16 protein-coding genes are annotated in these 21,107 nt (G+C 66.5%); 10 read left to right on the top strand and 6 right to left on the bottom strand.

Annotation, left to right across the window (positions count from 1 at the left end):
- Positions 1–56 precede the first annotated feature (56 nt).
- From NKT36_RS18790 to NKT36_RS18810, 5 genes are all read left to right on the top strand, one after another.
- Entirely contained in the window at positions 57–1,508 is a 1,452-nt protein-coding gene (locus tag NKT36_RS18790; RefSeq protein WP_327053964.1) for a trimethylamine methyltransferase family protein, read from the top strand.
- A 110-nt stretch (positions 1,509–1,618) separates the two neighbouring features.
- The gene (locus NKT36_RS18795) at positions 1,619–3,349 is read left to right on the top strand and encodes an ABC transporter substrate-binding protein (RefSeq protein ID WP_327053965.1); all 1,731 of its coding nucleotides are present in this window, start codon (positions 1,619–1,621) and stop codon (positions 3,347–3,349) included.
- A gap of 202 nt (positions 3,350–3,551) precedes the next feature.
- Entirely contained in the window at positions 3,552–4,508 is a 957-nt protein-coding gene (locus tag NKT36_RS18800) for an ABC transporter permease (RefSeq protein WP_327053966.1), read from the top strand.
- Positions 4,509–4,514: 6 nt separating this feature from the next.
- A complete protein-coding gene (locus tag NKT36_RS18805) occupies positions 4,515–5,417 on the top strand; it encodes an ABC transporter permease (protein ID WP_327053967.1) in 903 nt (300 codons plus the stop codon).
- On the top strand, positions 5,414–7,486 hold the full coding sequence (locus NKT36_RS18810) for an ABC transporter ATP-binding protein (RefSeq protein ID WP_327053968.1): 2,073 nt from the start codon (positions 5,414–5,416) through the stop codon (positions 7,484–7,486). The genes NKT36_RS18805 and NKT36_RS18810 overlap by 4 nt, the downstream gene beginning before the upstream one ends.
- Before the next feature lie 81 nt (positions 7,487–7,567).
- On the opposite strand, the gene NKT36_RS18815 is transcribed toward NKT36_RS18810, so the two are convergent.
- From NKT36_RS18815 to yicI, 4 genes are all read right to left on the bottom strand, one after another.
- Complete coding sequence (locus tag NKT36_RS18815) at positions 7,568–8,599, bottom strand: uroporphyrinogen decarboxylase/cobalamine-independent methonine synthase family protein (protein ID WP_327053969.1); 1,032 nt, start codon at positions 8,597–8,599, stop codon at positions 7,568–7,570.
- Between the two features lie 921 nt (positions 8,600–9,520).
- On the bottom strand, positions 9,521–10,300 hold the full coding sequence (locus NKT36_RS18820; protein WP_327053970.1) for an IclR family transcriptional regulator: 780 nt from the start codon (positions 10,298–10,300) through the stop codon (positions 9,521–9,523).
- Between the two features lie 104 nt (positions 10,301–10,404).
- A complete protein-coding gene (locus NKT36_RS18825) occupies positions 10,405–11,535 on the bottom strand; it encodes an ABC transporter ATP-binding protein (protein ID WP_327053971.1) in 1,131 nt (376 codons plus the stop codon).
- Between the two features lie 65 nt (positions 11,536–11,600).
- On the bottom strand, positions 11,601–13,940 hold the full coding sequence (gene yicI / locus NKT36_RS18830; protein WP_327053972.1) for an alpha-xylosidase: 2,340 nt from the start codon (positions 13,938–13,940) through the stop codon (positions 11,601–11,603).
- 109 nt (positions 13,941–14,049) lie between these two features.
- Between yicI and NKT36_RS18835 the strand changes: the two genes are divergently transcribed.
- On the top strand, positions 14,050–15,312 hold the full coding sequence (locus NKT36_RS18835) for a mandelate racemase/muconate lactonizing enzyme family protein (RefSeq protein WP_327053973.1): 1,263 nt from the start codon (positions 14,050–14,052) through the stop codon (positions 15,310–15,312).
- Position 15,313: 1 nt separating this feature from the next.
- On the top strand, positions 15,314–16,315 hold the full coding sequence (locus tag NKT36_RS18840; RefSeq protein WP_327053974.1) for a C-terminal binding protein: 1,002 nt from the start codon (positions 15,314–15,316) through the stop codon (positions 16,313–16,315).
- 53 nt (positions 16,316–16,368) lie between these two features.
- Here the strand turns inward: NKT36_RS18840 and NKT36_RS18845 are convergent, their stop codons facing one another.
- Positions 16,369–17,232, bottom strand: a complete 864-nt coding sequence (locus tag NKT36_RS18845) for a carbohydrate ABC transporter permease (RefSeq protein WP_327053975.1) — start codon at positions 17,230–17,232, stop codon at positions 16,369–16,371.
- 1 nt (position 17,233) lies between these two features.
- A complete protein-coding gene (locus NKT36_RS18850; RefSeq protein ID WP_327053976.1) occupies positions 17,234–18,205 on the bottom strand; it encodes a carbohydrate ABC transporter permease in 972 nt (323 codons plus the stop codon).
- A 273-nt stretch (positions 18,206–18,478) separates the two neighbouring features.
- On the opposite strand from NKT36_RS18850, the gene NKT36_RS18855 reads away from it, so the two are divergent.
- The 3 genes from NKT36_RS18855 to NKT36_RS18865 are packed head-to-tail and all read left to right on the top strand — an operon-like array spanning position 18,479 to position 20,979.
- Positions 18,479–18,802, top strand: coding sequence for a UxaA family hydrolase (locus NKT36_RS18855; protein WP_327053977.1), 324 nt, complete (start codon positions 18,479–18,481; stop codon positions 18,800–18,802).
- A 4-nt stretch (positions 18,803–18,806) separates the two neighbouring features.
- Complete coding sequence (locus NKT36_RS18860) at positions 18,807–19,973, top strand: UxaA family hydrolase (protein ID WP_327053978.1); 1,167 nt, start codon at positions 18,807–18,809, stop codon at positions 19,971–19,973.
- A 1-nt stretch (position 19,974) separates the two neighbouring features.
- Positions 19,975–20,979, top strand: a complete 1,005-nt coding sequence (locus NKT36_RS18865; RefSeq protein WP_327053979.1) for an Ldh family oxidoreductase — start codon at positions 19,975–19,977, stop codon at positions 20,977–20,979.
- The last annotated feature ends 128 nt before the right edge of the window (positions 20,980–21,107 follow it).

Below are 21,107 nucleotides of genomic sequence, written 5' to 3' on the forward strand. Positions count from 1 at the left end.
CGGCGGACGTGTGTCCAGGGAAACACCTTTACCCCACCGGGGTGCCGTGTTAGAGGATGACAGACAACCTGAGTACCGTCGACCCGCCGCGGATGAACCGACTGGACGAGGCGAGCGTCGAGACCATCCACGAGGCATCGGTCACGATCCTCGAGGAGATGGGCATCAAGGTCGACCACGAAGAGGGCCAGCGGCTCCTCGCGGAGAACGGCTGCTCCGTCGACGACGAGGGGATGGTCACGTTCCCCCGCTCGCTCGTAGAGGACTGCGTGGACGAGGCGCCGGCGAACTTCACCCTCCACGGTCGCGGGGAGGGCACGGACGTAGACGTCGGCGGCGACGATTACGTGCTGGTGCCGTCCGGTGGTCCCCCGAACGTCGTCAAGTACGACGAGGACCGGCGGCCGTCGCGGATGGAGGACTACGAGGAGTTCGTGAAACTGGCCCACGTGGAGGACGTGGTCCAGTCGTCGGGGCTGAACATCTGCGAGCCGAACGACGTCGACCAGAGCGTGAAGCACGTCGAGATGATGCTGCGCAACCTCACGCTCTCGGACATGCCGCCGCAAGGGTCGACGTACGGTGCCGACCGCGCCGAGGCCTGCATCGAGATGGTCGGCATCGCGAACGACGACCCGGACGTCTCGAAGCCGTACCTCGCGGCGGTAGCCAACAGCGTCTCTCCCCGGACGTGGGACACGAAGATGACCGGCGGCCTCCTCACGTACGCGCGCCACGGCCAGCCGGTCGTCGCGTCGCCGGCGGTCATGGCCGCGGCGTCCGGACCGGCGACACTCGCCGGGGCGATGGCCCTGGCGAACGCCGAGATACTGGCCGGCGTGACGATGGCCCAGCTCGCCAACCCCGGGACGCCCGTCGTGTACGGCCTGCCGAGCTCGAACGTCGACGTCCGGTACGGCTCGTTCGCCATCGGCAGTCCGGAGGGGGCGCTCTTTGTCTCGTTCGCCGGACAGATGGCGCGCCACTACGGCATCCCCTCGCGGGCCGGCGGCGGGTTGACCGACGCGAAGACGATGGACGACCAGCAGGGCAGCGAGGCCATGCTACAGTTGCTGACGACGATGACGAGCGGCATCAACTACGTCCTGCACGCGGCGGGCGTCCTCGACTCCTATTCGACGGCCTCCCCGGAGAAGTTCGTCCTCGACTGCGACCGGATACGGTACGTCCAGCGTTTCGTGGAGGGATTCGACGTCGACGAGGAGACGCTCGCGCTGGACCTGATCGAGGAGGTCGAACCCGGCCAGCACTTCCTCAACAAGCGCCACACCCTCGAGCACAGCAAGTCCGAGTTCCTCATCCCCGAGGTCTACGACCGCGACTCCTACGACAACTGGGAGAGCGCGGGCGAGAAGACGGCCTACGAGCTCGCCCACGAACGCGTCGAGGAGCTGCTCGACGAGTACGAACGCCCGCCCATCGACGAGGACGTCGAGCACGATCTTGAACGCTACGTCGAGGAGAAACGGGAGGAGATCCTGAGGTGAGCGTCGTCAGTCGAAGCCCGGTCCCTGCTGACGGGGGTGGTCTGGAAATCTTGGAAACCTGGCCGGGACTACCCCTGTGATTTATTTATCATGGTGTCATCAAAGGTACCATGCGTCCTGATACCAAGGGGCAAGATAATGGCGAGGCCGAGTTCGAGGCCGACCTCGACCTTCGGTCGAAGGTGGACCGCAGAAAGTTTTTCCAACTCCTCGGCGTCGGTGGCGGCGCGCTCCTCGCAGGCTGTGCCGGAGGCGATGGCGACGGTGGGGGAGACGGCACCGGTACCGGAACCACCGGTGGCGAGACGACGCCGCAGGGTGGACTGAAGCACGGTGGCCATCTTCGGGTGGCCACGTCGACGTCGCCCCAGACCGTCAGTCCGTTCAAGGGCATCACGGTGACGGACTACGTCTTCAAGGAGACGATGTACTCGCGGCTGACGACCGTCGACAACAACCTGCAGACGAAGCCGAACCTCGCCAAGGAGTGGAACCTGAAAGACAGCGGGAAGAAGATCACGTTCGTTCTCCAGGACGACGCGAAGTTCCCGTCGGGCAAGAACGTGCTCGCCGAGGACGTCGTGGCGACGGTCAACCTGCTCCTCACGGACAAGGTGTCGGCTGGCGAGAAGGACGTCAATCCGCTGCAGGTGAACGACGGGAAACCGGCCATCGAGGTCGAGGACGACAAGCGCCTCACGTTCACGCTCTCGCGGGCCGACGCACCGTATCCAAAGCGGGTCACCGAGACGGGGAGCACGTTCAACATCGTCTCCAAGGATGTCGCCGAGAACAAGTTCGACAGGGTCTCGAACGAGGACTTCGGCAACGGACCGTTCGACCTCGTGGAGTTCGAGAAGGGCGACCACTACACGTTCGAGGCCAACGACGACTACCACCTGACGGACGAGCACGACAACCAGTTGCCGTACGTCGACAAGATGACCTGGAAGATCATCTCCGACCCGATACCGCGGGTCAACGCACTCAGGGACAAGCGGGTCGACGCACTCCGGGCCCTGCCACCGAAGACGCTCAAGCAGGCCAAGAACATGCCCGGCCTGCAGGTCAAAAGCGAGCACAGCGGGAAGTTCATCAACGTCGTCCTCAACACCGATCTGGAGCCGTTCCAGGACGCCCGCGTGCGGAAGGCCATGAAGTACGCGATGGACAGAGACGAGATGCTGACTGCCATCTCCGGGCGCGGGGCGAAGGGCCACCACTCACCGATCTCCCCCGTCCACGAGTTCTACGCGGAGAACATCAAGGACCCGTTCGGTGCCAAGGCACAACCCGAGAAGGCGAAGTCGTTGCTACAGGAGGCGGGACACGGGAACGGCCTGGACCTGCCGACGCTGTACTACTCGCAGGGGGAGACGCCGGAGAAGGGCCCCATCACGCAGGTGTTCCAGCAGCAGATGAAGAACGTCGGCATCAACTTCGACATCAAGCTGGTCACGCCCGACACCTGGCTGTCGGAGTACTGGAACAAGGACGACGTCTGGTACATGAGCACCTGGGTGATGCGCGTCGAGGACACCACGGTCCCGATGCTCGCACTCCGGTCCGACGGTCAGTGGAACACCGCCCGCTGGTCCAACGAGAAGTACGACAACGCGCTCGAGAAGGCGTTCAGGGCGACGTCGAAGAAAGAGCGTGCGAACCACCTGAAGACGTGTCAGCAGGTCCATCACAACGAGGGCGCGTGGCTCACCTGTGCCTTCCTCGACGTCTTCGGCGCGGCCCAGGGCTACGTGCAGGAGTACGAGATGATGCCGACGACGTCCCGGTCGTACCTCTCGAAGGTGGCGCTCTCGTCGAAAGCTCCGCAGGGCCCGTGAGTCGACGTCGGGTCGCCTCGCGACCTGGTTCCCAGCTTCCATTCCATGACCCGAAACCACAACCAGTCACCGTCGACGCGGTCGGGACGGAGCACTGGCGAACACTCGCCGGTGGGTCCACCCGTCGTCGGTGGCCGACGTCGGTCCGTGACAGCCCCCCGATCGAACGTTGCAGACAACAGAGTGACCACGTGATCAACGCATGAATCTCGTCTACCTCGCGAAGCGGGTTCTGATCGCAATCCTGTCGCTGTACGTCGTCGCGACGGCGGTGTTCGCGATGACGCACCTGCTCCCGGGGAGCGCGGCGAACATCATCCTCGGGACGACAGCGACGGAGCAGTCCATCGAGCAGGTCAACCAGCGGCTCGGTCTCGACCGGCCGCTCTGGGTACAGTACGTCGACTTCGTCGTCGGCGTCTTCCTCGCCGACTTCGGGACGAGTTTCATCTCGGACCAGCCGGTCATCGACATGGTCATCCCGCGGCTCAACCGCACGCTCCAGCTGGCGATCGTCGCCACGCTCATCTCGGTCGTCGTGGCGATCCCGATGGGCGTGGTGGCGGCCGCCCGGCGGAACAGCTGGGTCGACTCGATCATCTCGACCACCTCCTACATCGGCGTCAGCATCCCCTCGTTCGTCAGTGCGACGCTGCTGTTGCTGTTCCTGACGACGCCACCGCTCGCGCTGTTCCCCAGCGGCGGGTACGTCGCGCCAACGGAGAGCGTCGTCGGGTGGGCGTACCACATCGTCCTGCCGGCGATATCGCTCAACGTCATCATCTTCGCGTACGTGATGCGCCAGACCCGGTCGTCGATGATCGAGACCCTCGAATCGGACTACATCCGGACCGCTCGGCTGAAGGGCGTCGACGAGTACCACGTCCTGTTCAAGCACGCCCTGCGGAACGGACTCCTCCCAGCGATCACCGTCGTCGCGATCAACTTCGGCTGGATGATGGGGAGCGTCGTCATCGTCGAGACCATCTTCAACTACCCGGGGATGGGCAAGCTGATCATCCGCGGGATATCGAACCGGGACCTGCCGTTGATCCAGGCCGGCATCCTGGTTCCGACGGCCGCGTTCATCTTCGCGAACCTGAGCGCCGACATCCTGTACACGTACCTCGATCCCCGGATCTCGCTCGGGGAGAGCTGATCGACCATGGCAACGGAACAATCATCCCCACTGTCCGAACGCATCACCGTTCCCGACGTCGTCTGGGACATCGTGACCAACCCGAAGGCTGCCATCGGCATGGCGATACTGCTTCCCGTCGTCCTCATCTCCGCCCTGGGGACGGCGCTCGCGCCGTACGACCCCGTGGCGGTCCATCCGGCGGACGCGTACCTCGCCCCCTTCTCGTCGGGGCCGGAGGGCATGTACGTGCTGGGGACCGACCACCTCGGCCGGGACCTGCTCTCGCGGGTCATCGTCGGCAGCCGTCCGAGTCTCATGCTCGGATTCGGCGCGACGGGGCTGTCCCTGCTGCTCGGGGTCCCGATCGGGCTGACGGCCGGCTACTCGAAGGGGCGCGTCGACGAGGTGCTCATGCGCCTGATGGACATCATGATGAGCGTCCCGGTGTTGCTGCTCGGGGTGCTCATCCTGGTCGTGCTGCCGTCCAGTCTCTTCAACATCATCCTCGCCATCGGCGTGGTGTTCGTCCCACGGATCGCGAGAGTGACGCGGTCCGCCACGCTCTCGGTGAGCGAGGAGTCGTACGTACTCGCCGCGAAGGCCCGTGGAGAGTCGGACCTCTACATCCTGTTCCGCGAGATCCTCCCCAACGTGACGGCACCGATCGTCGTCGAGGGGTCGATCCGGATCGGCTACGCCGTGATGGTGGGGACGTCGCTGTCGTTCCTCGGTCTCGGAACCGGCCCGCCCCACCCTGACTGGGGGTTCATGATCAACACGGCGCGCCTGCACATCTACCAGACGCCGTGGTTCCTGCTGTGGCCCAGCGTCGCGCTACTGGTCACCATCATGGCGACGAACCTGCTGGGCGACGGCCTCAGGGACGTGCTCGATCCGCACGCAGTCGAGGACGGTGACGGACTATGAGCCAGCAAGGAACGCGAACCCCGCCCGAATCCGAGACCGGCGGGTTGCTCGACGTCGACTCGGTGTCCGTCGAGTTCAGCGTCCCCGACGGGACCGTGGAGGCGCTCAGGGACGTCTCGATCACCGTCGAGAAGGGCGAGACGCTCGGCATCGCGGGCGAGTCCGGCTCCGGAAAGTCGACGCTCGCGCTGGCCATCGTTCGTTACCTCGCCTCCAACGGCGGGATCACGGAGGGGTCGATCGAGTTCAAGGGACGCGACGTGTACTCGCTCTCCCGGAGCGAACTGCAGGGGATCCGCGGGAACCAGATCGCTCACGTCGCACAGAACCCCGCCAGCGCCCTCAACCCGAGTATGGTCATCGGGGAGCAGATCAAGGAGACGATCGACCTCCACCAGGACCACGAGACCGACGAGGCGGCGTGGGAACAGGTCTACGGCGTGCTCCGCCAGGTCAACATCCCCCAGCCGGAGGCCATGGCGGACCGGTACCCGTCGGAACTCTCCGGGGGCCAACAGCAGCGGGCGCTGATCGCCATCGGGCTCGCGTGCAACCCCGAACTGCTGATCCTCGACGAACCGACGACGGGCCTCGACGTGACGACCCAGGCGAAGCTGCTGGATCTCATCCAGGAGCTCAAACAGGAGTACGACGTCGGCATCCTCCTCATCACCCACAACCTGGCCGTGATCGCGAAGATCGCCGACCGCGTGAACATCCTCTACGCCGGCGAGGTGATGGAGAAAGGCCCCGTCGACGAGGTGTTCACCCACCCGGCAAACCCCTACACGCAGGCGCTGCTGGCGACCACGCCGGAACTCGACCGCAACAAGGACCTGCGCCCGATCCCGGGACAGATCCCCAGCCTGACCGACGTCCCGGACGGGTGTATCTTCGCCGACCGGTGTGCGTTCGCCACCGACGAGTGTCGCTCCGGGCCGATACCGATGGAGTCGCCGACCGGAGAGAGGGAGACCCGCTGCATCCGCTGGGAGGAGGCGACGGCGGACCCGATCCTGGCCGGGAGTGCGAGCGACCGCCACTACTCGCCGGGCGACGTCATCCTCGAGGCGAACGACCTCGAGAAGTACTACGACACCGGGACGTTCTTCCAGAACCTGGTCGGGGACCACGACCCCGTCAAGGCCGTCGACGCGGTCGACCTCTCGATCCGCGAGGGTGAGACGGTCGGGCTCGTCGGCGAGTCCGGTTGCGGCAAGAGCACGCTGGGCCACACGCTCCTGCGACTCCACCAGCCCACCGGCGGATCCGTCGCGTTCCGCGGGACGGACCTCGACGACATGTCGAAGGCCGAACGGAGGCGGTACCGCTCGGAGTGTCAGATAATCCAGCAGGACCCTGAGGGGAGTCTGAACCCGCGCAAGCGGATCCACACCATCGTCGAACGGCCGGTGAAGCTGTTCACCGACCTCGACGAGGACGACCGTAGCGACCGCGTCTTCGAACTGCTCGACCAGGTGAACCTGAGCCACGACCTGGCGTCGAAGTATCCTCACGAACTCTCGGGCGGCCAGCAACAGCGCGTCGCGGTCGCCAGGGCCTTCGCAGCCAATCCGTCGCTGGTCGTGCTCGACGAGCCGGTCTCCTCGCTCGACGTCAGCGTCCAGGCGAGCATCCTCAACCTCCTCGAGGACCTCCGCGACGAGTACGACACCTCCTACCTCCTCATCAGTCACGACATGGGGGTCATCAAGTCCATCTGCGACCGCCTCTCGGTGATGTATCTCGGCGAGATCGTCGAGTCGGGGCCGCTCGACGAGGTGTTCACGCCGCCGTACCACCCCTACACTCGCTCGTTGCTGTCGAGCATCCCCTCGCTCGACCCGGAGGAAGAGGGTTCCCGCATCACCCTCGAAGGGGACGTCCCGAGCGCACGCGACCCGCCGAGCGGCTGTTCGTTCTGTACGCGCTGTCCGCAGAAGATCGGCGACGTCTGCGAGAATGACGACCCCGACCTAAAACCGGTTGCAGGCAGCGGTGAGAGCGACCTACGGATAGCCTGCCACCACGACGACGAGGAACTGGTGGACGAGGTCGAGAAGCTCTGAGTCGCTCCCGTCCCTTCGAATCCGCGATGTTCGGGCGGAGACCGCGGACGGTGGCCGTTCCCGAACGGAAGCGCTGGCCACTCACTCGTCGGTCCGAGCGGCGTCGACGTCGCCGTCGTCGAGCGCCGCCTCGACCTCGCGGCCGACCGTTCCGAGGGTGTCGAGTTTCGCGAAGGCGGCGTCCCTGGGAAGCGGCTTGAGACCGCAGTCCGGCGTGAGCGTGAGCCGTTCCGGCGGGATAACCTGCAGCGCAGTCTCGACGTTCTCCCGGACCGCCTCCGCGGAGTCGACCTCCTTGGACTGGGAGTCCACGACGCCGACGCCGACGTCCACGTCCAGGTCGACGCCGTCGAAGACCTCGACGACGTCGTCGGCGTCCTCGTTCGCGAACTCCAGGTCCACCTCGTCGACCGGGAAGTCGAAGAGGTCGGGCGCGAGGTCGGCGTAGTTGCCCGAACACACGTGGAGGCCGAGCCGCACTGCGTCCGGCACGTCGTCGTCGATGCGGGCGAGCGCCTCGTGAGCGATGTCCGCGTGCGGCGACATCCCCAGTGCCGGCTCGTCGATCTGAATCCACTCCGCGCCGGCCCCGGCGAGGTTCGCGGCCTCGTCGGCGACGAGGTCCGCGAAGTCGTACACGAGCGTCTCCACGTCGTCGTAGGCCTCCATGCTCGCGAAGGAGGCAAGCGTGAACGGTCCGGTTATCGTGGTCTTGACGGGACGGTGGGCGATAGCGGTCGCGAACTCGAAGTCGTCGACGAGCCACGGTTCGCTCGAGGACACGGTGTCGACGACCGTCGGCATGCGCTGGTTCCATCCGGACCCGCCACCGTCGTTCTCGTACCCGTCGACGAACTGTGCGAAGTGCTCCACCATCCCGTCTCGGCGAACCTCGCCGTCCGTGACGACGTCGAGGCCTGCTCGCTGCTGGTCCGAGACGACGGCCTTGCAGGCGTCGTCGAGCGCCTCCGTCTCGGAAACCGACGACTCCTCGTCGGCGAGTTCGAGCACTCGCTCCAGCCATCCCGGTCGGGGGAAACTTCCGACCGCCGTCGTGAGCAGGAAGTGGTCGTGACCGTGGTCGGGTGGTCGAAACTGATCCCTCGTCATCATCGTCGATAACCGCTCGCATCCTGGTAGCACTTTCGCCGACGGAGGCGTTCGAGCGTTCTCTTCGAGGGGCTCCTCCGACTCGGACCGACTCGAACCGTAGTTGTCAGCTCGCGCATCGAATCACCTCGCGCCGGTGGCCTCTGAAAGTCATCCCCAATCATCATTTCATAAATACTACTGAAGTCGATTGATATGGATTCAGATTAGACTGGTTGGCACAGAACAACGTCGTCCTGTGCTATGTATTTGATGGCCCTTGTGAACACACATCATTTCTGGCCCCAAACTGCTCCGAGGCCCCGGAGTCCCGTCTACGCAATTCCCGATCGACCCGACGACTTCGACTGTTTCGAACTGTGCGCTGTTGGGTGGCCACGGCTACAGAACGTCGTCACCGCCAATCCACGGCGGACCGACACACTCGGTCGAGCTGTCTACTGTCATCGCTTCCCATTACAATACTATGAGTGTAATAGGGGTGTGATGGTGTCTCCAGCACGCATCCGAGTGGGGTCGCCGATTCCGTCACCCATCGTCGTTCCCAGAGTGCGTTCGCAGTCGACGAATCGTTGCTCGGCTCTCGGAGAGGTCACGAGGTATCGACCCTCAGATAGCCGATCAGCGACTGGAAGGTAGTACTTCGAAGACGGACGACGCCGTCGAGACGAACGTCCAGGGGGTCCATGTACTGGTCGTCGTCTGGCCGCTGGCAGGTTCTGCTACGAATCCTGTTCACTACGAGAAGTGGGTCGCGTCCTCGGGTCGCTCACCCCGTCGGATGGTGGATTCGGGAAGACCGAATGGCGTCGACGGCTCCGGAAGTCCGGTATCCCCGAGATAGCCGCCATCCGCCGTGAATCTGCCGCCATCTGACGAGTCGAGCAGGGGCCGCTTCGCCGGGCGTTTGCGACGAGCGAACGCCTACACGTGGGTGGCGTTCACCTCGATGACGTTGGCGGCGCCCCGGACGATCTCGGGGAGTTCCTCCCTGAACCGCTCGCCCTTGAGTCGACTCGTCGGCCCCGAGACGCTGATCGCCCCCTGGATGTCGCCGCCCGAGTGCTCGATGGGCGCGGCGACGCAGCGCAGGCCCTGCAGTATCTCCTCGTCGTCGTACGCGACCTTCTGCTCGCGGATGTCCCCGAGTTCCTCGAACAGTTTCTCGCGGTCCGTCACGGTGTTCTCGGTCCGCTGTGGAAGTCCCGTCTCGTCGATGGTCTCGTCGACACGTTCTCGCGGCAACTGGGAGAGGATCGCCTTGCCGAGCGCGGTGCAGTGGAGTAGCTTCCGGTTGCCGGTGTACGAGGCGGTCTGGATGGCGTTCTCGCCGCTCGCCTTGTGCAGGTAGACGCCCTTGCCGTGTTCCTCGACCATGAACTGTGCCACCTCGCCGGTCTCCTCGGCCAGCCTGTCGACCTCCTCCCGCGTGATCTCGTAGATGTCCACGTTCGTCTTCGCGTACTCACCGAAGTCGACGAATCGCAGGCTGATGTGGTACGTCTCGCCGCGCTTCACCACGAACTCGTTGTCGACGAGCGTCGCGAGATGGCTGTGGACGGTCGCCTTGGCCACGTCGAGGTGGTCGGCGAGTTCGGTGACGCCCGCTCCGTCGAGTTCCCGCAGCGCCTCGAGTATCTCGTTGGTCGTCTGGACGGCCTTCACCCGTCGTCCGTCGCCGGTCGTCCCGTCGTGCTTGCTCATGCGCGGTGCTACATCGTGGGACGGTATAGCGTTTGGGACGAGCGAACAGGTAGCATGCCATCGGTCGCCGCCGGCGTCGCCGTACCGTCGACGGTGAGTCGCCGTCAGGACCGGGCCGTCGTCTCGACCCGCTCGGCCGTCTCGCTGTTCTTCACGGCCTCGCCCGTCTCGGCGTCGAAGAGGTGTATCTTGTCCTCCGGGAACTCGACGCTGACGACCTCGCCGGACGACAGCCGCAACTCACCGTCGACGCTCGCGGTGTACGTCTGGTCGCCGATGGTCATGTAGACGTAGCTCAGTTCGCCCATCGGTTCGACGACCTCGATTTCCGTCCGGACGGCGTTCGTCACGGACCCGTCGACGATGTCGATGTGTTCGGGGCGCACGCCGAGCGTGAGTCGCTGCGACGCGTTCGCGACGGCGTCGACGGTCTTGCTGGAGAGCTGGTAGGTGAACTCGTCGTGGTGCAGGACGTTCCCGCCGCGCTCGATCTCGAGGAAGTTCATCGACGGCGAACCGATGAACCCGGCGACGAAGCGGTTCCGGGGCTCGTGGTAGCACTGAAGCGGCGTCCCGAGCTGCTGCAGCTCCCCGTCGTCGAGCACGGCGATGTAGTCGCCCATCGTCATCGCCTCCGTCTGGTCGTGGGTGACGTAGATGGTCGTGACGTCCATCTCCTGCTGGAGCTGCTGTATCTCGGTGCGCATCGTCGTCCGCAGCTTCGCGTCGAGGTTGGACAGCGGCTCGTCCATCAGGAACACCTCGGGCTCGCGGATGATGGCCCGCCCGAGGGCGACGCGCTGCTGCTGGCCGCCCGACAGCTCAGAGGGCTTCTTGTCGAGCAGGTCGCCGATCTCGAGCATCTCGGCCGTCTCCTCGACGCGCTCGTACACCGTCGACCTGTCGAGGTCGGTGGTGATCTTCAGCCCGTAGCCGATGTTCTTCCGGACGGACATGTGCGGGTAGAGCGCGTAGTTCTGGAACACCATCGCCATGTCGCGCTCCTTGGGCTTCAGGTGGGTGATGTCGCGCCCGTCGAGCTCTATCCGTCCCGACGTCACCCGTTCGAGACCCGCGATGCAGCGCAACGTCGTCGACTTCCCACAGCCGGACGGGCCGACGAGGACGAGCAGGTCACCGTCCTCGACGGTGACGTTCAGCTCGTCGACCGCGACGATCTCCGAGCTGCCCGATTCGAACACTTTCACGAGGTCGTTGAGTTCTAGTCGTCCCATTGGTATCCAGCCATTTGCTATGCCATACTTTACCATCCCAGATAAAACCCACTCCGGTCGCGGACCTACGTCACGACCAGGACGCGCCCGTCGGTCACCGTCCACTCCCCTCGCTCCGGCGCTCCCTCGACTCGCGTGCACTCGCTCCCGTCGACGGCGACCGCGTCCGGCGTCGGCCCGTCCACCTCGACGGTGAGTCGCTCCGCCGTCACGTCGCCGGTCGAGACCGCCAGCGTTCCGTCCTCCGTGGTCGTCGTCACGTCGACGAGTTCGTCGGCGTCGTCGTCGTAGAAGCGACCGCCGGCCTCGCCGGCGTCGTCGAGGACACCGTAGAACGTCAGGTCTTCGGGCGTCCCCGCGACCACCGTCTGGGTCGGCTCGCGGCGCGGAATCACGCCCCCGGCGCGGACGAACAGCGGCATCGTCTCCAGCGGCGCGTCGACGGTCACGTACTGCCCGCCCGGGTGGCGCTCCTCGGTCCAGAAGTCGACCCACTCGCCATCCGGCAGGTAGACGTCGCACGTCCCCGCCTCCTGGAACACCGGCGCGACGAGCAGGTCCGAGCCGAGGAGGTACTGCGTGTCTAGCCTGTGGGTCGCCGGGTCGTCCTGGTACTCGAGGACGAGCGGGCGAACGACGGGAAGTCCGGTCCGTGCGGCTATCTCGGCGTAGGTGTAGACGTACGGCAGCAGCGAGTAGCGGAGGCGGGCGTACCTCCGGAAGAGGTCGAGCACGTCCTCGCCGAACGCCCACGGCTCCCGTGGGGTCGTCCCGTGACAGCGTGCGTTGCTCGACAGCAGGCCGAACTGCGCCCACCGCGCGTAGAGGGCGTCGCTCGGCGTCCCGCGGAACCCGCCGATGTCGTGGCTCCAGAAGGCGATGCCGGACAGCGACGCCGAGAGGCCACCCCGGAGCGCCGCGGCCATGCCGTTCCAGGTCGTCTGCGGGTCGCCGCCCCAGTGCATCGGGAAGCGCTGGCTCCCCGTCCACGCCGACCGTCCCCAGACGACGGCCTCTTCGGCGCCGTTCACCTCGGCGACCGTCTCGTAGACGGCCTCGTTGTAGAGGTAGGGGTAGAGGTTGTGCATCGACCGCCCGCTCCGCCCGTTCGCGAAGACGGCGTCCTCGGGCACGTACTCGCCGTAGTCCGTCTTGAACACGTCCACGCCCATCGCCAGCAGTCGGCGATGCTCGTCCTTCCACCACTCGACGGCGTCGGGGTCCGTGAAGTCCACCAGCGCGCCCCGGTAGTCGCCCTGGCAGGTGTGGTCCATCACGTACGGCTTGCCCGTTCCGTCGGTGACGAAGTAATCCTCCTCCGCCCCCGTCTCGAAGGCGTCCGTCCCGACGGGGACGTGCGGGTGCTCCCACAGCGAGAGGTGGAAGCCGTCGTCGTCCAACCCCGCGATCATCTCCTCGGGGTCGGGGAACTGGTCGGTGTCCCACTCCAGGTCCGTCGAACTGCGGTCGCGCATCCAGAAGGGGTCGAGGTGGAGGACGTCGCACGGGATCGCCTCCTCGCGCAGGCGGGCGGCGACGGCCTCCAGTTGCTCGCGGGATTCGTAGCCCAGCCGCGACATCCAGGTGCCGAAACTCCACTTCGGCGGCCGGGACGGTCGTCCCGTCAGCGCGGTGTACCGCTGCAGGACGTCCGTGAACGCCGGGCCGTAGAAGAAGACGAACGCGAAGACGTCGTCGTCGACGCTGACGGACGCGCTCGCCGTCGAGGACTTCCCGAAGTCGTAGTGGACGCGGGCCGTCGTGTCCACCAGCATCCCGTACCCCTTCGTCGACAGGTGGAAGGGGACGTTCTTGTACGCTCGCGGGGTCTCGGTCCCCAGTGGCTCCTCGTGCCAGAGGTCGAGTTCCCGCCCCCGGCGGTCGAACTCGACGAACTGCTCGCCCGCCCCGTAGAGCTTCTCGTCCGGGGCGAGTCCGAACGCCGTCCCCGTCTCGGCGACGCGACGTGGGTTGTGGTTGATCTCCTCCTGGGTGAACCCCAGCGGGTCGACGCGCGACCGCTCGAACACGTCGACGTCGTCGCGCTGCTCCCGGAGGACTGCTTCGCCGTCGGTCTCCACGCGGAACCCCCACTCGTCGAGGCCGACGACCACCCGGAGCGCGCCCGTGTCGAGGACGAGCGAGCGGTCCACCTCGGTCGCGTCGAGGTCGACGTCCGCCCGCACCGCGTCGACGTCGTAATCGGGGGAGGGCCGTTCGGCCCGGACCTCCGGGTTCGCTCGCAGTTCGAACCGGAACGTCCGCGGGTCGTAGAACTCCAGGGTCACCGGCACGGTGCGCGGCGTCGCCGTCTCCGGCGCGTCGGTCGAACACTCCAGCGTCACGCTCGACCCATCGACGTCGTAATCCGTGACGGTCGCGACGGTGATCCGTTCGGTGGTCATCGATACTCACGTTACCGTGGCTCATGCTATTAAAATTACCTCGCTCGCTCGGGCGAGGGCGTATCCCACACCCCAATCTTTATTCGCACGTTAGTGTACAACATACCCGATGACGAACGAAACGCCGGACTACCGCATCGAGCAGGGCGGCGGCGTCCCCTGGCGCGACATGGGACGAACCGAGACACACCGACCGCCCGAACGGGACCTAGAGATCACCGAGGTGAAGACGATGGCCATCGCCGGCAACTTCACCTGGGGCATCGTCAAGGTGGAGACGGACGCCGACGTGTACGGACTCGGCGAGACCTTCCGCGCGGAGGCCGCGCTCGACATGGCCGAGCGGATGACCATCGACCTCGAAGGCGAGAATCCGCTCGACACCAGCCGCGTTCGGGAACTGCTGGAGCAGCGGTACACCGGGACCGGGCGCATCGGTCAGGCGGCGTTCACCGCCATCGAGACGGCCTGTTACGACATCAAGGGGAAGCTGTTCGACGTCCCGGTGTACGAACTCCTCGGCGGGAAATACAGGGATAGCATCAAGATATACTGCGACACGCACGCGGGGGAATCGCTCGGCGAGGCGGTCGCCCGCGACCCGACGGACGTCTACACCCCGGAGTCGTACGCCCGCGCGGCCCGCGACGTCGTCGACGAGGGCTTCGAGGCGCTCAAGTTCGACCTCGACGTGCCGACCCACGAGCACTACGACGAGGCCAACCGCCGACTCGACAACGCGGCGATCGAACACAAGGTGTCGCTCGTCGAGGCCGTCCGCGACGAGATTGGCGACGACGTCGACCTCGGGATGGACCTCCACTGGAACTTCACCGTGGAGACGGCCGTCCGTCTCGGCAAGAAGCTCGAACGGTTCGACCTCGCGTGGCTGGAGGACCCCGTCCCGCCGGAGAAGTGGGACGCCCAGAAACGGGTCACGGAGGCCATCGACGTCCCCGTCCTCACCGGCGAGAACCTGGTGACGCTCGACCAGTTCAACGAGGCTGCGCGGAAGGGGATGCTCGACATCGCCGCCCCCGACGTGAACAAGTGCGGCGGCCTCGGCGAGTACGTCGACATCGCCACCGTCTGTGACCTCTACGGCATCCCGGTCGCGTCGCACAACATCTCCAGTCCGCTCGGGACCGTCGCCGGCGCGCACGTCTCCGCCACCATCCCGAACTTCCTCTGCATGGAGTGGCACGCCCGCGACGTCCCGTGGTGGAACGAGATGGCAGAACGGACGGAGGGCAGTGGCCCCATCCTCGAGGACGGGTCCATCGACGTGCCGGAGGGGCCGGGCCTCGGCGTCGAGTTGAACCGCGACCTCTGTGAACGCTACCTGACCGACGACTCGGAACTGGTGATCTGACGTGTCCCACACCGTCGTCGTCACCGACCACGACTTCGCAGATTTGTCCGTCGAACGGTCCGTCCTCGGTGACGTCGCCGAGGTCGTCGAACTCTCCGACGAGGTGGGCGAGTCGTCAGGAACCGCCGCTGACGCTCGTGCCGCCGACGCACGCGCCGCCGAGGACCACCTGGCGGCGGCGGACGCCGTCCTCAACCTCCGGTACGACCTCGACGCCGACGCCATCGCCGCGATGGGCGACGTGCAGGTCATCGCCCGCTACGGCATCGGCGTGGACAACGTCGACGTCGACGCCGCGGCCGCCCGCGACGTCCCCGTGACGAACGTCCCCGAGTACTGTCTGGAGGAGGTGGCGACCCACGCGCTCACGCTCCTCCTCTCGCTCGCCCGCAGCGTGCCGCGCTACGACCGCTCGGTCGCGGCCGGAGAGTGGGACCGGGCCGTCGGCGCGCCCGTCCACCGCTTCTCGACGCAGACGGTCGGCGTCGTCGGGTACGGAGCCATCGGTCGCGAGGTCGGCGCACGCGTCGCCGCGCTCGGCGCCGACGTCGTCGCCAGCGACCCGTTCCTCTCCGAGGCGACCCTCGCGGACGACCCGGCAGAGCTCGTCGGGTTCGGCACGCTGCTCGACCGGGCGGACCTCGTGACCGTCCACTCGCCGCTCACCGACGACACGCGCGGCATGTTCGACGCGGACGCCTTCGACCGGATGAAGCCCTCGGCGTACCTCGTGAACGTCGCCCGCGGCCCCATCGTCGACGGCGACGCGCTGCGCGAGGCGCTCGACGCGGGCGCCATCGCCGGGGCCGGCCTCGACGTCTTCCCCGACGAACCGCCCACCGGGGACGACCCCCTGCGCGACCACGAGCGGGTCGTCGCCACGCCACACGTCGCCTGGTACTCCGAGGAGGCGAACGAGGACCGCCGCCGCACGGCGGCCCGCATCGTCGAATCGGTCCTCACCGGCGGCGACCCGTGGAACGTCGTCAACGGCGTCGAGTGAATCGAAAATCAGTGGGATAGGGAATCAGAGCGGACGAGAGTCGGCGAAGGCGGTCAGGCCTTCCCGGTGCCGGCCGTGAGTCCCTCGACGACCTTCCGCTGGAAGAACAGCATGAAGAGTAGCAGCGGGACGATGGACATGAACACCGCGGCCGAGATCGTACCCCAGGGGTACTGGAACTCGCCCTGGTAGGTGGCGATGCCGACCGTGATGGTGCGCATGCTGTCCTGGGTCATGAACGTCAGCGCGAACAGGAACTCGTTCCAGGCGTAGATGAACACGATGATGGCCGTCGTCGCCATCGCGGGTGCCGAGACTGGGAGGATGATGCGGAAGAGCACGCCGATGCGCGAGAGGCCGTCCATCAGGCCGGCCTCCTCCAGCGAGTCGGGCAACTCCTTGAAGTACGCCTGGAAGATCCAGACCGCGAACGGCAGCTGGAAGGCGGAGTAGGGGATGATGAGGCCGAGGTAGTCGTTGAGCAGCCCCCACGAGCGCGCCAGCGAGAACAGCGGGATGAGCCGCGAGATGAACGGCAGCATCGCGGTGCCCAGGATGAGCAGGAGGACGGGCAGCTTGAACCGGAAGCGGAGCCGCGAGAGCGCGTAGCCGGCGAGCGCGCCGAGGACGACGTCGACGAGCGCCGTGCCGCCGGCGACGATGGTGCTGTTGATGAGGTAGCGCATGAACGGTGCCCCTTCGAGCGCCGTCCGGTAGTTCTCCAGGGTGGGGTTCTGCGGGACGTAGTGGACCGGGAACTGCACGACGTTCGAGGGCTGTTTGATGGACGTGACGAACATCCAGAAGACGGGGAACATCGAGACGGCGGCGATGGCGAGGAGCGAGCCGTAGAACCCCAGCTTCTCCCCGACCTCCTGCAGCGAGTCGAGGTCGAATCCCGCCGATCGCGTGCTCATCTCAGCGCACCTCCGGTTCGTAGAGCGTGCCGACGTAGGCCAGCGAGATGAGGAGCGCAACCAGCGTGATTATCGTCGCGGCCGCCGACCCGCGGCCGAACGCCAGCTGGGTGAACGTGAGCTGGTGGTCGAACAGCACGAGCGTCGTGGTCGCCTCCCCGGGGCCGCCCCCGGTCAGGCCGTATGGGAGCCCGAACGCCTGGAACGCCGGCAGCGTCCGGAAGATGAGCGCGACGAGGATGGTCGGTTTCAGCAGCGGGAGCGTGACGTCCCGGAACTGCCGCCACTTCGACGCGCCGTCCATTCGCGCCGCCTCGTAGAGGTGGTCCGGGATGCCCGACAACCCCGCCAGCAGGATGAGCGCCATGAACGAACTCGTCTTCCAGATGGTGATGAAGATCATGGCGGCGAGCGCGACGTCCGGCTTCGCGAGGAAGGGGTACGTGCTCTCGAGGATGCCGATGCGGATGAGCATGTCGTTGATGACGCCGTACTGGCCGTGGAACATCCACGCCCATATCTTCGCGTTGATGACGGTCGGAAGCGCCCAGGGGAACAGGATGGCGGCCTGGATGAAGTACTTCCCCTTGAACTGGCGCTGCAGCAGCAGGGCGATGCCGAGGCCGAGCACGAGTTCCACGGGCACCGACACGAACGTGTATATCATGCTCACCTGGAACGCGTTCCAGAAGCTCCCGCTATCGAGGAGCTGCTGGTAGTTCTGGAGGCCGACGAACGTCGTCGGTCGCGTCTCGATTATGTAGCCGGTGTAGAAGCTGCTCCGGACCGTCTCGACGATGGGATAGAACGAGACGGCCAGCAGGAAGAGGACGACCGGCGTCAACAGCGCGGTCGCGAGCTCCTCCTCCGTCAGTCGTAGTTCGCGGTACCGCTGCCAGCGCGACTGGACGGGCGTCGCCCCGCCCGCCGCGTCACGCTGGGAGCTACTCGCGTGTTCGACATTGTCTGGCATTGCTATTCAGCGAAGGTACCCTCGACAATAAAGCTACGGGCGTAGGCGGACCGGGACGCGGCGCGTGGCGATGCCCGGAGTGCGGGGACGAAGCCGGACAGTGAGAGAACGGAACGAGCCAGAGGCAGAGCCCCCGAGGAGATGAAGCGGAGGACGCGCCGCTTGCGTCGCCAGTCGGGGCGGCGAGCCGTCGGGCTCCCGCTCGCCAGCCGCGGAATATGTGCCGCGACTGACGCCAACTGTTAATATCCAGGAGTCTGTTCCGTTGTGTGTATGGTTGACAGACTCATCGAGGTCGTCGAACCTGCAGACAACGTCGCGACGGTGCTTCGCGACGTCGACGCGGGGGAGACGGTCACAGTCAGCGTCGGCGACGACGAACGGACCGTCGACGTGACCGACGACGTCGCGTTCGGCCACAAACTCGCGCTCGAATCGATACCGGGCGGCGAGACGGTCACGAAGTACGGCAAGAGCATCGGCCAGGCGTCGACGGACATCAGCCCCGGCGAGTGGGTGCACGTCCACAACGTCGACTCGAACTACGGACGCGGCGACCTCGCCGGCGACGAGCAGGCACAGGCGGTCCACGAGTGAGACAATGAGCGAATTCCTCGGATACGAACGCGACGACGGGAGTATCGGCATCCGGAACAACGTGGTCATCGTCTCGACGGCCCCGTACGCGAACGACACGGTCGAACGCGCGGCGGACATCGTCGAGAACACCATCCCCATCACCCATCCGCTCGGGCGCTGCCAGACCAAACCCGACGTCTTCCAGACGTATCGAACGCTGCTGGGCTACGCGTCACACCCCAACACCTACGGGGCAGTCGTCGTCGCCCACGCGGGCGAGATCGTCGACGGCGACGAACTCGCCGCCGACGTCGCCGAGACCGGTCGGCCGAGCGCGTCCATCAACGTCCACGAGGAGAAGGGCGTGATGAACGGCCTGCAGGCCACCGTCGACGCCGCCCAGGAGATGGTGCGCGAGGCCAGCGAGCAGCGGCGGGTCCCGGCCGACATGTCCAACCTCACCTTCGGCATCAACTGCGCGACGTCGGACACCACCAGCGGGCTCTGCCAGCACAAGGCGACGGCCGGCGCCGTCTGGCGGCTCATCGACGAGTACGACGGCCGCGGCGTCTTCGCGGAGACCCCCGAGTTCTTCGGCGGCGAACAGGAGCTCGCCGAGCGCGCGGTCGACGACGAGGTGAAAGCAAAGATTCTCGACCGCGTCGGGTGGTGGGACGAGCGCCTGCAGGCGACGGGCTACGACGTCCGCGGCGCGCAACCGACGCCGGACAACATGGACGGCGGGCTGACGACCATCGAGGAGAAGTCCCTCGGCGCGCTCGTCAAGTCCGGCGACGGCCCCATCCGCGACATGGTCGACTACGGCGAGCCCATCCCCGAGGAGTCGGGCATGTACATCATGGACTCCCCGGGCCACGGCGCGGAGTCGGTCACCGGCATCGGTGCGGGCGGCGCGCACTTCATGGTCATCTCGACCGGCCAGGGGCACACCCTCTCGAACGCCGTCATGCCGACGATCAAGGTCACCGGCAACCCGGGAAGCGCCGAGCGCGTCCCGGAGGAGACGGACGTCGACGTGAGCGACGCGCTCGTCGGCGACCGGTCGATCGAGTGGGCGACCGACCGGCTCTGGGACGAGATCGAGGCGGTCGTCGACGGGAAACTCACGATGAGCGAGGCGCTCGGCGAGAGCCAGTTCGCCATCCACCGCATCGGCCCGTCGACGTGAGATGGAGGTGGACCGTCAGCGCGCCGTCGCCACCGCGGCGGCAGCGTTCGAACGCCACGGCATCAGCGAAGCGGACGCGGAACTCACGGCGGAGGTGCTGGTGAGCGCCGACGCACGCGGGAAGCACTCGCACGGGCTCCTGCGACTCCCGCGGTTCGTCCGCGGCATCGAACACGGCAACGTCGACCCGGACGGCACCATCGAACTGGTCGCCGACCGCGGCGCCGCCGCGACCCTCTCCGGCGGGTCGCGGCCCGGTCCCGTCGTCGCCGTCGACGCGGCGACGCGCGCGATGGACCGCGCCGACGAGTACGGCGTCGGCGTCGTCGGCGTCCGCGACACGAACCACCTCGGGATGCTCGGCTACTACACCGACCTCGTCCGGTCCGAGGGGTACGTCGGCGTCGCGCTCACGAACACGGAGCCGGCGATGCCCCCGTACGGCGGCGCGGAACCGGTGCTCGGGACGAACCCCATCGCCGTCGGCCTCCCGACGACGCCGCCGTTCAACCTCGACATGTCGACGTCGGCCATCGCGCGCGGGTCCGTCCTGCACGCGAAGGAGAACGGGGGGTCGCTCCCGGAGGGCGTCGCCCTCGACGCCGACGGCGAGCCGACGACGGACCCCGCCGCGGCGCTGGAGGGAACCATCCGACCGTTCGGCGGCCCGAAGGGGTCGGGCCTCGCCGTCGCGGTCGAGGTGCTGGCGGGCGGCCTCGTCGGTGCCGCGATGGGGACGGACGTCACCGGGACCTACCACACGGAGGACGCCTGCACCAAGGGCGACCTCTTTTTCGCCGTCGACCCGGCGGCGCTCGGCAGCCCGGATTTCGCGTCGACGGCGAGCGCGTTCCTGGCGGACCTCAAGGACGCCGACCGCGCGGCCGGCGTGGACGAGATCCGTCTGCCCGGGGAGCGGTCGGTCGAACGCGACCGCGACCGCCACGTCGTCGACGTCGATGCCGACCGCTGGCAGGAGGTGCAGCGACTCGCTGACGGGGACTGACCAGCGTCGTCGAATTTCCACGATGCCGTTTTATTTCTCTATCGGAATACATGCACAAACAATAACAGTTAACACACCCCGTGTGTACTTGTGACACGGTATGTCCCACGAGGGTTCACCCCCGGAGA

It is taken from the genome of Halomicrococcus gelatinilyticus (assembly GCA_024227995.1).
In the GTDB taxonomy this organism is placed as follows: domain Archaea; phylum Halobacteriota; class Halobacteria; order Halobacteriales; family Haladaptataceae; genus Halomicrococcus; species Halomicrococcus gelatinilyticus.

What these genes read in the sequence shown, in the direction of transcription:
- NKT36_RS18790 (WP_327053964.1), top strand. Translation starts at nt 57, where the DNA reads ATGACAGACAACCTGAGTACCGTCGACCCGCCGCGGATGAACCGACTG.
- NKT36_RS18795 (WP_327053965.1), top strand. Translation starts at nt 1,619, where the DNA reads ATGCGTCCTGATACCAAGGGGCAAGATAATGGCGAGGCCGAGTTCGAG.
- NKT36_RS18800 (WP_327053966.1), top strand. Translation starts at nt 3,552, where the DNA reads ATGAATCTCGTCTACCTCGCGAAGCGGGTTCTGATCGCAATCCTGTCG.
- NKT36_RS18805 (WP_327053967.1), top strand. Translation starts at nt 4,515, where the DNA reads ATGGCAACGGAACAATCATCCCCACTGTCCGAACGCATCACCGTTCCC.
- NKT36_RS18810 (WP_327053968.1), top strand. Translation starts at nt 5,414, where the DNA reads ATGAGCCAGCAAGGAACGCGAACCCCGCCCGAATCCGAGACCGGCGGG.
- NKT36_RS18815 (WP_327053969.1), bottom strand. Translation starts at nt 8,599, where the DNA reads ATGATGACGAGGGATCAGTTTCGACCACCCGACCACGGTCACGACCAC.
- NKT36_RS18820 (WP_327053970.1), bottom strand. Translation starts at nt 10,300, where the DNA reads ATGAGCAAGCACGACGGGACGACCGGCGACGGACGACGGGTGAAGGCC.
- NKT36_RS18825 (WP_327053971.1), bottom strand. Translation starts at nt 11,535, where the DNA reads ATGGGACGACTAGAACTCAACGACCTCGTGAAAGTGTTCGAATCGGGC.
- yicI (WP_327053972.1), bottom strand. Translation starts at nt 13,940, where the DNA reads ATGACCACCGAACGGATCACCGTCGCGACCGTCACGGATTACGACGTC.
- NKT36_RS18835 (WP_327053973.1), top strand. Translation starts at nt 14,050, where the DNA reads ATGACGAACGAAACGCCGGACTACCGCATCGAGCAGGGCGGCGGCGTC.
- NKT36_RS18845 (WP_327053975.1), bottom strand. Translation starts at nt 17,232, where the DNA reads ATGAGCACGCGATCGGCGGGATTCGACCTCGACTCGCTGCAGGAGGTC.
- NKT36_RS18850 (WP_327053976.1), bottom strand. Translation starts at nt 18,205, where the DNA reads ATGCCAGACAATGTCGAACACGCGAGTAGCTCCCAGCGTGACGCGGCG.
- NKT36_RS18855 (WP_327053977.1), top strand. Translation starts at nt 18,479, where the DNA reads ATGGTTGACAGACTCATCGAGGTCGTCGAACCTGCAGACAACGTCGCG.
- NKT36_RS18860 (WP_327053978.1), top strand. Translation starts at nt 18,807, where the DNA reads ATGAGCGAATTCCTCGGATACGAACGCGACGACGGGAGTATCGGCATC.
- NKT36_RS18865 (WP_327053979.1), top strand. Translation starts at nt 19,975, where the DNA reads ATGGAGGTGGACCGTCAGCGCGCCGTCGCCACCGCGGCGGCAGCGTTC.